Source organism: Erythrobacter sp. JB2-19 (assembly GCF_057365005.1).
Window position 1 is genome coordinate 244,624 of the sequence record NZ_CP200290.1, and the last position, 13,070, is coordinate 257,693.

The window sequence follows — 13,070 nt, forward strand, 5'->3', positions numbered from 1 at the left end:
ACCAAACCTGGTGCATGTAAAATAAAGGGCGGGGCGGCAATTAAGCCATCCCGCCCTTAGTGCTGTTGCCGCAGTGGCTTTAGCTCTCTTTTGTCCGTGCGATCCACTGATCTACTTGTTTCTCAAGGATGCTGAGCGGCACTGAGCCACCACCAAGAACAGTGTCGTGGAACCCGCGAATATCGAAGCTATCGCCCAGTTCAGTTTCCGCTTTGGCGCGCAGTTCCTGAATGCGGATCATACCGATTTTGTAAGCGGTCGCTTGGCCTGGCATCACGATGTAGCGGCGCACTTCAGAGCGTACCGTCGTCTCGGGCATTGGCGAGTTCTCTAGGAAATAATCGATTGCTTGCTGTTCGCTCCATCCCTTGGAATGGATACCGGTGTCGACAACCAGCCTGATGGCTCGCCATATCTCCGTCGTTAGCCTGCCGAAATCAGAATAGGGGTCTTCATAGGCCCCCATCTCTTTCGCCAGAATTTCTGAATACAGCGCCCAGCCTTCGCCGAACGCCGGGATATAGCCGCCTTGCGCGCGGAATTTTGGAATGCCAGTCAGCTCTTGTGCAATCGAGCTTTGCATATGGTGGCCGGGATTGCCCTCATGATAGGCGATCACTTCCAGTGGAGGGATCGGCATGGCGCGCATGTCGGATAGGTGGGCATAATATACACCGGGCCTTGAACCATCTGGCGTGCCGACGCGGTAGTGCTGGGCCGCGCCATCCTGCTCGCGGAAAGGCTCCACCCGTTTTACGACCAGATCGGCCTTGGGCAGAGTGCCAAAGAATTCAGGCAATTTGGTTTTGATGAAGGCAAGATGCTCCTCGGCCTGATCAATATATTGCTGCGCACCTGCATCTGTATTGGGATAATAGAACTGGTTGTCCTCGCGCATGAACGCAAAGAAGGCCTGCAGATCGCCGTCAAATTCGACCTGATCTTTGATCGCCTCCATCTCGGTGCGAATGCGGGTGACTTCGGCGAGGCCGATCTCGTGAATTTCATCCGCCGTCAGGTCGGTGGTGGTCATCAGCCCCAAGCGATAATTGTAGAAATCCGAGCCATCCGACAGAGCGCCCACGCCTTGCGCTTGCTCATCGGCATCCGGACGATCTTCGGTGAACCAATCAATCACACGCTGATAAGCGGGTGCCATCTGATCGGTCAGAGCTGCGCGGGTTTCTTCGCGCAATTCGCCGGCGCGTTCTTCGGTGATTGCGCCTGTTTCGACCAGGCCGGCGAGACGCTCTTCACTCGCCACCCACAACGCCGATGGCTCACCTTCATCGAATGGCGCACCGCTGATGAGCTTGCCCGATTCAGCGATAACGGCATCATAAGAAAAACGAGGAGGGCGGGTGCCAGCCTCTGCATTTGATTGCGCGCGCTCCAGCAATTGATCCATCGCCGTGCCGATTCCGCCGAGGCGTGAGATAAACGCGGTCATATCGTTTTCATCTTCGACCTTATGCTGGCCGATAACAAAGCTGGGCAGCGACGTGTGGGTGCCGTTCATCTGATGGAGGACGTATTCCTGGTTGTTGAATTCAGCTGCAGCTTCGGCCTGATCCTTGCGAAATTGCCACATGTCCCATGACAGCTTGGCTTCGTCTGACAGCTCATCATAGTCGAAGTTTGCTTCCATTTCAGCGGTAGCGGACTGCCACCATTCGATCTGAGCCGCTTGCGCAGCGAGACTCATGTCGTCGATCTTGTCGTAATCCGTTTTGCGACCAAGTGCGGTCTGCCGGATGGGGCTGAATTTCAGCTCTTCCTCAAACTTCTCGTCAAACCAAGCGTTAATGCATTCGGTTTGTGTGGTCGCGCATTCGATGGTTTGGGCGGGAGCGCTCATCATGTCGCATCCGGTCACAGCAACAGACGCGAGGAGCAGCGCTGCAAATTTCGTTCTCATGGATCAGTCCCTTATTCGTAAAATTACTGAGGATCGCCATGCGCCACTCGATCCAAAATGGGAAGCCATGCATTCGACAAATAAAAAACCCCGGCGGACGAATGTCCACCGGGGCCTTCTTGTAAGCGTTGGGTGATGGGGGCTTAGAAGCCGCCCATGCCTCCCATACCGCCCATGCCGCCCATATCGGGCATTGCAGGGGCCGCTGCGCCTTCTTTTTCCGGAGCGTCAGTGATTGCCGCTTCAGTGGTGATCAGCAAGCCAGCAACCGAAGCTGCGTCTTGCAGAGCAGTGCGTACAACCTTGGTTGGGTCGATCACGCCAGCTTCTACGAGGTTCTCATAGGTGTCCGTCGCAGCGTTGAAACCTTGTGTTTCATCGCCTTCACGCAGCAGGTTGCCAGAAACAACCGCACCGTCATGGCCGGCGTTCGCAGCAATCTGACGAACTGGCGCCAGGATCGCACGGCGAACGATGTCGATGCCGCGGGATTGATCGTCGTTTTCGCCTTTTACGCCTTCTAGAACCTTAGAAGCGTAAAGCAGTGCAGTACCGCCGCCAGGGACGATGCCTTCTTCAACAGCTGCTCGGGTAGCGTGGAGCGCATCATCAACACGGTCCTTGCGTTCCTTCACTTCGACTTCTGAAGCGCCGCCAACTTTGATCACAGCAACACCGCCAGCGAGTTTCGCCAGGCGTTCTTGCAGTTTCTCGCGGTCATAATCGCTGGTCGTGGCTTCCATCTGAGCCTTGATCTCACCGACGCGGGCCTTGATGTCTTCTTCAGCTCCAGCGCCGTCGACGATCGTGGTGTTGTCTTTGTCGATAGTGACGCGCTTGGCTTCACCCAGCATGCCGAGCGTAACGTTCTCGAGCTTAATGCCGAGATCTTCGCTGACCATTTCGCCCTTGGTAAGGATCGAGATGTCTTGCAGCATAGCCTTGCGGCGATCGCCAAAACCAGGTGCTTTGACGGCAGCAACTTTCAGGCCGCCGCGAAGCTTGTTGACCACGAGGGTCGCGAGCGCTTCGCCTTCGATGTCTTCAGCAATGATCAGCAGCGGACGGCCGCTTTGAACAGCGGCTTCGAGCACCGGCAGCATAGCTTGCAGGTTCGACAGTTTGGCTTCGTGGATCAGGATGTACGGGTTTTCGAGTTCAACCGTCATCTTGTCTGGGTTGGTGATGAAGTACGGCGACAGATAGCCGCGATCGAACTGCATGCCTTCAACCACGTCGAGCTCGAATTCGAGGCCCTTGGCTTCTTCAACGGTGATGACGCCTTCTTTGCCGACCTTTTCCATGGCTTCGGCAATCTTCTCGCCAACTTCCTTGTCGCCATTGGCAGAGATCACGCCAACTTGTGCAACTTCGGATGAGCCAGCGACTTCTTTCGAACGGCCTTTGAGGTTTTCGACAACCTTGGATGTGGCGGAATCGATACCGCGCTTCAGATCCATCGGGTTCATGCCAGCTGCAACTGCGGTCATGCCTTCACGGATGATGGCTTGGCCCAATACGGTTGCAGTGGTGGTGCCGTCACCCGCGAGGTCGTTGGTCTTCGACGCAACTTCCTTGAGCATTTGCGCGCCCATGTTTTCGAACTTGTCAGCAAGTTCGATTTCCTTGGCGACGGTTACGCCGTCCTTGGTGATGCGCGGTGCGCCAAAGCTCTTGTCGATTACAACATTACGACCCTTCGGGCCGAGTGTTACTTTTACGGCATTGGCAAGCGTGTCTACGCCCTTGAGGATGCCTTCACGGGCATCGCGGCCGAACTTTACGTCCTTAGCAGCCATGATTGTTTCTCCTGAAAAATTGGATTGATTAGAAAGCTATTGGGATCGCTCGGCTCAGCCGATCACGCCCATGATGTCGCTTTCCTTCATGATCAGCAGGTCTTCACCGTCGATCTTGACTTCGGTGCCGGACCATTTGCCGAACAGAACGCGGTCGCCAGCGTTGACGTCGAGCGCGATGCGCGCGCCATTGTCGTCGCGGGCGCCTTCGCCGACGGAGACGATTTCGCCTTCGCTTGGCTTTTCTTGTGCGCTATCAGGGATGATGATGCCGCCAGCGGTTTTCTGGTCAGCTTCGATGCGACGGACCACAACGCGGTCGTGCAGCGGACGAAATGCCATAGTGATGACCTTTCTTCTAAGGTTGATGAGTAGATTGGCACTCTCCTCCTGAGAGTGCCAGCGCAGGGCAAATGGGGATGCTGGGACGCGGAGTCAACAGCGCGCCATGCACTTTTTTACATCCGCCAATCCGGATGGATCATTGCGGGCGAGCGGTTAGACCCAATCGTTCCCGCAGCATCCACCGCCAAGTGAGAAGAACGGCCGCACAAGCTAGGCCAACAGCCAGGCCAATCCAGACACCAATGCCCTGCAAAGGCGTGAAGAACCCCAGCCCCAATGCCAGTCCAAAACCGGGCACCCAATAGCTGAAGATGGCGATCCACATTGGCACACGCGTGTCTTGCAATCCGCGTAGAGCTCCCGCGGCGACAGCCTGTACGCCATCAACCAGTTGGAAAGCCGCTGCGAGCACAAGAAATTGCAATGCGAAGCCCACCAATGCTGCATTTTTCGGATCGGCAGTGTCGACAAAAATCAGCAGCAAGTATTCAGGCACCAGAACCATCGCGGTTGCCGTGAGTGCCATAAAACCGGTGCCGATGATTAGCGCGACCCATCCGGCGAGCCTGATGCCTTCGATCTCACGTGCACCATAATGATAGCCGACGCGTATGGTCGCCGCTTGGCCGACTCCGAACGGCACTTGAAACGCCAAGGCTGCGATATTTAGCGCGACGATATGTCCAGCAAGTTCCGCCGCTCCAATGCGTCCCATTAGGAAGGCAGCGGCGCTAAACACGCCTGCCTCTGCGGTCACGGTCAGCGCTATTGGAGTGCCGAGGCGAATGATAGTGCCGAGCCGTTTCCAATCGGGCCGCCAGAAGCGATAGAATATATGATACCGGGCCAGCGCTGGATTGATGAGAATGATCGCCACATAAGCGCCCAAGGTCACCAACGCAGTGATAATTGTCGCCACCGCGGCACCGGTCAGGCCCAGTTCTGGCGCGCCAAAATTGCCGAATATAAAGGCGTAATTTGCCAGCGCGTTCACCGGTATGCCCAGCGCAGTAATGGCGGTTGCGACAACCGGACGGCCCAGTGCGGAGACGTAATTGCGCAAAGCAGCCGATAACAGCATTGGGATCAGTGAGAAGATGATCACCTGATTGTATTCATTCGCGAGCGCTATAATCGCTGCCTCTTGCCCGGTGAGACGCATCGCCGGATCCAGTAGCAGGGCAAAACCCATCCCGCCAATGCCAGCGATCACGGCGAGCCACAGGGCCATTCTGGTTGCGCGGCGTACTGGCCTGAACGAGGTAGAGCGTGAGCCAATCGCCTCCGCAATCAGAGGAGCAACAGCCCCAACCAATGATGCGAGGGTCCATACAACAAGGCCGAACAGACCAGCGGCGAGACCAGATGCGGCCAGTGGTTCTTCTCCAAGCCGAGCGATAAAGATGACATCGACGATGTAGATCGCAGCCTGCAGCAGATTGGCGAGCGCGAGCGGTAAGCTCAGTCGTAGCGTTGCGACCAGCTCATCGCGCCAATGATCAGCATTGGCGGCGCGCGCTTCAGGGCCGTCACTGCCGTCCGGCAGGGGCTGGGAGATCGGTTCGTTCGACATGATAATGGTCGCGGGCCAGCCCGCCCGAATAGACGAAGAACCGAGCGAGCTCAATTATCATCAGTCGAAGCAGACGATTTCGTGAGCGACTTATGGCTCATTCAGCACGGTCGACTGGCATTTGCAGACACACACTATGCCGATTGTTTCTTGAAACAAGCGGCCGCAATTTTGCGATGAAAGAGCTTAAGGCTTCAGTGCATTAACACTGTTTTCAAGATCGCTTGGAATGATCTGCCAGCGCAGGGGATCGTCATATTCAAATTGAATATTCATGTCCTGCGTATCCCGAACAATATGAAGCAATGCACGATGCCATTTCTTCCCATGCTGACGTTGCATATCGGCCTGCAACTCGAGCATTTTTTCCATCGCATCATCGCCGGTGCTTCGCGGAAGTCGCGCTTCCCATTGGCCCTCAGGAAAAAAGACATAACCAAATGCGTTTTCGCGGCCATCAGTGAAATTATAGACGATCGCGACAGACGCCCAATCACCGGTTTGATATTTCGGATCAGACAGCACCAACTTGCCGATAGCAATAATCTCTTCGTCAAAAATAGCGGCGCTCGCTTCTATCTGTACGTCTTGTTCGCTCATGGTGCTGCTCGCCTGATCATGTGGTCAATCTCGCTTCTTGAAACACGTTCGAACGCCTGACCTGCCTCATTTCTAAAGCGCTCCTGGTTGGAGTAAATCAATTTACCATCACTATTGCGCACATCGTATTCCACATTGATGCGCCCCGGTCGTGAGCCGTCAAAGTCAGAAAATCTTATCTCATATTCGACCTTGCCGCCAGCTCTGATCCAATCTGCAATTTCATTTTCTAATTTGGCAAAAGCGCCGCTGTTGAGGTTTTTCAGGCGTACCGTTTGACCATCAATCACGACATCGTTTGGAGTGCCGTTTTGCGGGAACATAGCCCTTTCGCCTTGATCACCTAAGAAGCGATGAGCAACAGCATGCCCTCCTTGATCGCCTGAGCGCCCGAGGCCTGCGACATCGCGTTGTGCGGCCACTTCCGCTGCGCTTCGATCAAGGCCGCTGAACACCTCACTCAAGTCTGCACGTGCCGATATCAGGCGGCCTTGTGTATCGAACGAGTATTGAACTTTATTACCGCGGAATGTGTGTTCGATCATTTGCCCAGCGCGCGCCGCAGGCGCGGCGTCACTGGCAGTCTCAACACGGTTCGCGATACGTGCTGTATCGACCGCTGCATCCCCAACATCGGTTGCGATATCTGCTACTCTGGCACCTTTACCCGCTTGCCCGGCGACCGGCACAAAAGTCGCCGCTACCTCAAACGTCACGCGGCCTACAGTCTCGCCCCACCAGCGTGCCTCGGCTTGAGGTCCGAGCGCGGCGGCGGCCGCGTGGCTATCCTTCAAGCTATCCCATTGCGCATCAATTGCGTTGACCACATCGGCTCTTAGCTTGCCCGGATTATCGATTATTGCGGTTGCATAGTCGCGGAGTGCTGACCCCATTTGACCCAACGTTTCGCTAGTCGTATTGCCTCGCTCACTTGAGGGAATGACGGCGTCTAACGCTCCGTAGCCAAATCCGCCGAGCTGTTGCCGCGCCCAGTCGCCAACATCGCCGAGCGGCGTGTTGTCAACGCCATACTGAACGGTCTGGCCCACCAGTGTGAGTGTGCCAACGACCATGTCTTTGGCCCCGTTGACTACGCCTTCACGCAGGCCATTCCTAAATTCCCGCATGGCACCCAGGCTATCCAGCACCGTTTGCAACTCAGCGCCCCATTGCGTTTGTTCCAGACTCGCGTCGCGAGCCATGTCGGCCAAGTGCGGTTGAACAATATCCAGCAATTTATTGAGCGGATCGAACCTGTCGAGTATGGTGCCGATCTGGTCAAAAATGCCGCGTTCAGCAGCTACAACCTGGCTTGCAGTGGTGGCCGTTTGGAGCGCCTGAAAACGGTTGATCACCCGATTGAGCGCTGCGTCATCTGTGCGACCACCGGCCAAAGTGATCAGCTCATTGAAATACGCCTGTGTAGCGGGATTGGTGCTATTGCGAGCGTATTCAAGCCATTGGGCCCGCGTCATCGTGGGCGGTGGTGCTACAAATCCATCGTCCAGTCGATCGAGTGTTTCAAAACTGCTTGGCGGAAGAGCCTCTGCGAAGTTGCCATTCGAAGCCTGTCCTGAGGTGGTAATCCCATTCATAACAAACACCTTCGCTGACTTGGTCCTTCCAAGTCAGCGATATCGGTTTATCAAGATTCGAGGTATCTGCAGATCGTATAGGGCGGTGCAACTCACCGCATCACAGCACTAGTCCAGCGGGTGGAACAGCAAGCCTGCGAGCGCGACCAGCCCGCGCATGCCATCAAGCTCCAGCTTGCGGACTGCGCTGTTGAGGTGCGTGCGAGCGGTGCCCTCGCTGATAGCCAGCAAAGTCGCAATATCAGCATTGGAGCGTCCCCAGCCAGCAAACCTGAGGGCCGCTGATTCCGTCCGGGTCAGCTGCTGCAATGGATCAACTAATGATAGCGGAACCCGCGCGCCATCGACCAGGAACTCGCCGACGGTGACTTCTCGTTTGCGTGATGGGTCCCGCTTGGCCGCGCTTCGCATTTCCTCGATCAGCGCGAGCAATTCAGAATCTACTTCTGAGCCATCCCGTGAGCTGGCGCGGGTAGCGAGACCCTCAGTCGGAAGGTTAGGGCGCTGTGTCATTGCGGCGTCCCTGCGCGCTCCAGCATGCCCTGCGCAACGGCATCGCGTGACATCAGCTCGTTCACGACGAGGTTGCCGAGCAAGGGCAATATCAAGATGAGTACAAAGATCGCGGCAGTGGCCTTAATCGACAGCGATAGCATGAACACGTTGAAGTTTTGCGCGAAGCGATTGAGCAGTCCCATACCAAGGTCGATCATAAACAAGACCATAAGCGCAGGGGTAGCGAGAATAAACGCAATCATAAAGTATCGGCCAAATTCCCATTCAAACAACGCGACTGCCGACATATCAAGCTCAACCCCGCCCGGCCCCATGGGCCAAAGCGCATAACTCATCATCAAAGTTCCAATGAGCAGCGTTAGCCCGCCAGCGGTTACGAAGGTTACCTGCGCGAATCTGCCCAGCAGGGTGGCGGAGAGTGACTGAGTGTTGCCAGAAATTGGATCGACAACTTGCGCAATGGTTGCGCCAGTTTTGCTATCGATGATCTCGCCTGCTGAGGCCATCGCCCACAGAAAGGTTGCATAAAACAGGCCGATCACAACGCCTGCCGCCGCTTCGCGTCCAAACAGCGCCAGCCACTGACCTGCGGTTAAGGTGCTGGGGGAGAATGAGACAGGCAGTGACAGGGCGACCAAACCAAAGGCGATGATAAGGGAATTGCGCACTAGCGGCGGGATTAATTGCGGTGAGAACAAAGGCAACATGATGAATGCCATGGCGAACCGCGCTGATGCAGCCCCCACAAGTAGCGCCTGCTCTGTCCAAGGCGCGGCGGAAATCAGCGACTGGCCAAGGGCGCCCCCAACACTCATCCAACCAGCCCGTTGAGGTTGCTGAATATCTTATCGCTAAAGGCGAACAGGCTGCCAACCATCAGGCTGGCGGTGATGAACAGGGTGAGCACAATCGCGAAGAATTTCAGCGTGAACTGGAGCGTTTGCTCTTGGATCTGCGTTGCCGCTTGCACAACTGCGACCATCAGGCCGACCACTGATGCCGCAATAATGGGTGGGGCGGAAAGCAGCAGCACCAGCCACAATGCCTCAAGCGTGATATCTGTGAGGTTCATGGCCAGCGCCTCGCCTTGCTACATCGCATAGGAGAGCACCAATCCATGGCTGAGCTTTGCCCATCCATCGATTACGACGAATAGCAATATCTTGAACGGCAGTGAGATTGTGACCGGGCTAAGCATCATCATATTGAGCGCGAGCAGGATGTTCGAGATCACCAGGTCAATGATCAGGAAGGGCAGGAAAATCAGGAAGCCGATCTGAAAGGCCGTTGTTAGTTCGCGCACCGCGAATGCTGGTACAATGATAACAAAATCGCTGTCGTTAATCTCTGCCGCGCGTTCCGGCCCGCTGATCCGCCGCTGTGTTGCCAAGAAAAAGGCGCGGTCTTCTGCGTCCGTGTTTGCGAGCAGGAACTTGCGCAACGGCTCTTTCGCTTTGTCAGCGGTTGATATGATCTCCTGAGTGTCGCCAAGCTGAGACGGTCCAGCCGGATTTTCACCCGGCATGCTGGCTTCGGTTTCACTGCCCATTCCAGCCGCAGCCGACATGTCTTGAAGTGTCGGGTACATGACATAGACCGAAAGGATGAGCGCTAGTCCATTCAGGACGATATTGGGCGGGGTCTGTTGCAGGCCGAGAGCGCTGCGGACGATGGCCAGAACAACCACGATTTTGGTGAAACTTGTGACCATCACGGCTAGGAACGGCGCGAGCGCGATCAACAATACAGTGATCAGCGCGGAACCTGGGGTGAATGTCCCGAGTTCCATCATTTTGCCTCTGCCGTCAGCTCGTCCGTATCCCCCAATGGTTCGCTGGGAGAGGCTTCTTCAGCAGTGGGCGTGGCGATGTCCGTCCTTTGATCACCGGGTTGGTTCGCGGCAGGTGACGGGCTCTCGACCAACACCGCAAATCGGTCACCCACGCGGACAATTTCTCCTTTACCAACGGGCAATCCGCCGACGCTGATTGTAACCTGCAGGCCCTCTGTGATCGGCCCAAGATCAATCGATCCAGCATCAGCAAGGGCGGCCAAATCATCTTGCGACAGAACGGCGTCGGGTAATTGCAGAGCCACTGGCACGGTCATTTGATTGGTGTCTTTTGGATCACTCATCGGAGCTGCCTCGAGATTGTTGGGGGAGTTTGTGAGCGCGGTGATCAGTCGCCCTGTTTGCGGATCGAATGCAACGCCGTAGCTTAATGGACTCGTCGCATTTTCAATGACTGGCCAAGGTGATCCAGAGAGCAGCAGCAGATCGCCTCCACCCAGAGCTTCGGCTTCGTTTAATGTGAGCCGGGTCGCCGCGAGCGAAAGCTGCACCGGCACCGGAGTGGCTGCTGGACACGGTATGGGCGGCGACGCAAGCGGTGCGATCTCGCCCAACGGCTCACCGGCGCGCGAAAGCTGAACGCAGGCAAGTTCAGCGTCCAGCTCGCCGTGATTGTTGAACTCAGCGGCGAGGCCTGTTGCCTGCTCAATCTCATCCAGCGACGAATTGTGTAAAGCCAAGGCGCTCACCAATGCGTCAGCCGCTGCGCCCAGCGGCGCGCGAGTCTCTGGCGGCGGGCGAAATGCAAGACCATCTGCCTTGTACCAGTCCGCCTGACCAGACGGAGCGGGCACAACTGATGTCACAATACCGCGATGGGCAAGCAATCGGGCTGTGTGATGCGCCCAGGCACATTGATCGCCGTTCAAGCTAGGCAAGCTGCCCGCTATGCCCTTGAGTTGTTGGTGACGAGCGCTCATATCTGCCCCTCATCGGACATGCGAAGCCGAAAGCGTGGCCGTCCCTTTGGGGCATCACTTGGCATCTGCTCGGCGTCGTAGTCCGCAGCGCCTCTGGATGTCTCGGTAGAGTCAGGAGCAGGCCATTCCCGCAGCCTAGAGATAGAATGTGCGGTTACTCCCAGCAGCATCTCCTCGCCCTCAATCTCGATTAGCACCAGACGTTCACGCGGGCCGATTGGCAGGGCCCGGATAAAGCGCAAATTTCGCGTGTCTTGCTGGCCGCCAAGCTTCCCAAAGCTCCCGTCTTGAAATCGGCGCATCAGGTAAAGCCCACCCCACGCAAGGGCGATTACGAATGCCAAAGACAAGACAATTGCTAGCAGGGACGAAAGCACCGTTCCGATGGTCATGACGGTTCTAACTCCATTGGTTCTGTATCAGTTGGGTCGCTGGGCGGCGTGTGGCCATGGTCCAGCTCACATTCCATCGGAGCCTTTCCTGCGCGAGCACGCTTGGCCCACAAAATCACCTCGGCGATGGCATCGAACAATTCCTCCGGAACCATCTCACCAACTTCGCCGCGTGCCCAAAGTTTGCGGGCGGTGGGAATGTGACGGACTATTGGCACTTCAGCATCAATGGCGGCCTCCCGCATGGCCTGCGCGATCTCACCATCACCGCGCGCCAGAACGACCGGGACCGGTGCACGGTCCGGATCATAGTCGAGCGCGATCGCTAGATGAGTAGGATTGACCAACAAAGCCGATGCATCTTGGGTAGCTGAGACAGCGCCTGATTGCGCCCATTCTTGACCCAGCTGGCGGCGATGATCCTTTACATGAGGGTCGCCTTCGTCCTGCTTGACCTCCTGTTTGATATCGCGGCGGCTCATCATCATTTTCTTGAGAAAGCGCTGTTTGGTCCACACATTGTCAATCAATGCGATCCCTACGAAAAGCCCACCAACCCAGGCGAGGATTTCAAGTGCGATACCGAAGGTAAGAGCCGCATCGCGCGATCCCGCCTGTGCGCCAAGCCCATCTCGCCAGACTGGCTCTGACGCAGGCAGCAGCATCGAGCCCATTTTCTCAATATGTCCGTAGGCGACCAGCCAGACGACGGAGAGCACCGCGAGCACTTTTGCCAGTGTTTTGACCAGCTGAACCAGTCCGTCTTTACCGAACAACCGCTTCAATCCCTTGATTGGATTGATATTCTCGAATTTCGGTTCAAGCCGCTTAGGCGCGAACAGGCCGCGAGTCTGGAATATTTCTGACAATCCGCCCAGCGCGGACAGGGGGATCAATACCACTGCGCTCAGCATAAGCAGTAGCAATGCCCCCTCTCCGGCGAGGCCGTCGAAGGCTAGGTCAAAGTCTCCACTGGCCGCCTGACTCACAACTCGGCCTCCGAAGTCGGCGATGCTTCGAGCGATCCAAGCGCCCGCTACGAGCAGCAATAAAATTGCCCCGAAGGTGCCGAGCATGGACGAAATGTCTTGTGCCTTGGCAATGTCGCCCTTTTCGCGGGCATCTTTCAACTTCTTGGGAGTCGGCAGCTCTGTCTTGTCGCCGCCTTTATCTTCATCCGCCATTTATGCCTGCCACTCACCTCATAAGACGCCCGTCAGAAACCGGCTCTAATTCTGCGCGCGCGTGAGGCACTTTATCCTCGTGCGCGACTCCGGATGGCAGGCCCGGAAATCACGTTATTTGCACCCTTGTTAGTAAAGTCAACGGACTTTGAAGTCGTTACCAGTGAAACTTGTGGCGACTCGACTCGGTTGCAGTAATCACTTCATAAATGTGTCACAGACGAATTGCTCCAATTTTACGGTGAACCGAAAATGGCAAATGCACTCGATTCGTCGCACAATGCACGCAATTCTGGGCAATTGAGCAAGTTTTCCCATGGTTTACGTTGGCACTTCAAACTTATCAAATATCCTTTACCATCATGGTTGCTGGATT

The 13,070-nt window shown here is 56.1% G+C and carries 13 protein-coding genes; all 13 read right to left on the bottom strand.

What is annotated here, in order from left to right; all coding sequences use genetic code 11:
• Positions 1 to 79 precede the first annotated feature (79 nt).
• Complete coding sequence (locus AC0V6O_RS01215; RefSeq protein WP_486141154.1) at positions 80 to 1,918, bottom strand: DUF885 domain-containing protein; 1,839 nt, start codon at positions 1,916 to 1,918, stop codon at positions 80 to 82.
• A gap of 143 nt (positions 1,919 to 2,061) precedes the next feature.
• On the bottom strand, positions 2,062 to 3,717 hold the full coding sequence (groL, locus tag AC0V6O_RS01220) for a chaperonin GroEL (RefSeq protein ID WP_472640424.1): 1,656 nt from the start codon (positions 3,715 to 3,717) through the stop codon (positions 2,062 to 2,064).
• A gap of 54 nt (positions 3,718 to 3,771) precedes the next feature.
• Positions 3,772 to 4,059, bottom strand: coding sequence for a co-chaperone GroES (gene groES, locus AC0V6O_RS01225; protein WP_486141155.1), 288 nt, complete (start codon positions 4,057 to 4,059; stop codon positions 3,772 to 3,774).
• Positions 4,060 to 4,198: 139 nt separating this feature from the next.
• A complete protein-coding gene (locus AC0V6O_RS01230) occupies positions 4,199 to 5,635 on the bottom strand; it encodes an MATE family efflux transporter (RefSeq protein WP_486141156.1) in 1,437 nt (478 codons plus the stop codon).
• Between the two features lie 186 nt (positions 5,636 to 5,821).
• Positions 5,822 to 6,235, bottom strand: coding sequence for a hypothetical protein (locus AC0V6O_RS01235; protein ID WP_486141157.1), 414 nt, complete (start codon positions 6,233 to 6,235; stop codon positions 5,822 to 5,824).
• Positions 6,232 to 7,830, bottom strand: coding sequence for a DNA/RNA non-specific endonuclease (locus AC0V6O_RS01240; RefSeq protein WP_486141158.1), 1,599 nt, complete (start codon positions 7,828 to 7,830; stop codon positions 6,232 to 6,234). Before AC0V6O_RS01240 ends, AC0V6O_RS01235 begins: the two co-directional genes overlap by 4 nt.
• 108 nt (positions 7,831 to 7,938) lie before the next feature.
• On the bottom strand, positions 7,939 to 8,343 hold the full coding sequence (locus AC0V6O_RS01245) for a helix-turn-helix transcriptional regulator (protein WP_472640429.1): 405 nt from the start codon (positions 8,341 to 8,343) through the stop codon (positions 7,939 to 7,941).
• Positions 8,340 to 9,161 carry a type III secretion system export apparatus subunit SctT gene (gene sctT / locus AC0V6O_RS01250; protein ID WP_472640430.1) on the bottom strand — a complete coding sequence of 274 codons (822 nt, stop codon included), beginning with the start codon at positions 9,159 to 9,161 and terminating at the stop codon, positions 8,340 to 8,342. The genes AC0V6O_RS01245 and sctT overlap by 4 nt, the downstream gene beginning before the upstream one ends.
• Entirely contained in the window at positions 9,158 to 9,418 is a 261-nt protein-coding gene (sctS, locus tag AC0V6O_RS01255; protein WP_472640431.1) for a type III secretion system export apparatus subunit SctS, read from the bottom strand. Before sctS ends, sctT begins: the two co-directional genes overlap by 4 nt.
• A gap of 18 nt (positions 9,419 to 9,436) precedes the next feature.
• A complete protein-coding gene (gene sctR / locus AC0V6O_RS01260) occupies positions 9,437 to 10,138 on the bottom strand; it encodes a type III secretion system export apparatus subunit SctR (protein WP_472640432.1) in 702 nt (233 codons plus the stop codon).
• Positions 10,135 to 11,004, bottom strand: coding sequence for a FliM/FliN family flagellar motor switch protein (locus tag AC0V6O_RS01265; protein WP_486141159.1), 870 nt, complete (start codon positions 11,002 to 11,004; stop codon positions 10,135 to 10,137). Before AC0V6O_RS01265 ends, sctR begins: the two co-directional genes overlap by 4 nt.
• Positions 11,005 to 11,114: 110 nt before the next feature.
• A complete protein-coding gene (gene fliO / locus AC0V6O_RS01270; protein ID WP_486141160.1) occupies positions 11,115 to 11,510 on the bottom strand; it encodes a flagellar biosynthetic protein FliO in 396 nt (131 codons plus the stop codon).
• Positions 11,507 to 12,694, bottom strand: coding sequence for an EscU/YscU/HrcU family type III secretion system export apparatus switch protein (locus AC0V6O_RS01275; protein WP_472640435.1), 1,188 nt, complete (start codon positions 12,692 to 12,694; stop codon positions 11,507 to 11,509). Before AC0V6O_RS01275 ends, fliO begins: the two co-directional genes overlap by 4 nt.
• Positions 12,695 to 13,070: the final 376 nt, after the last annotated feature.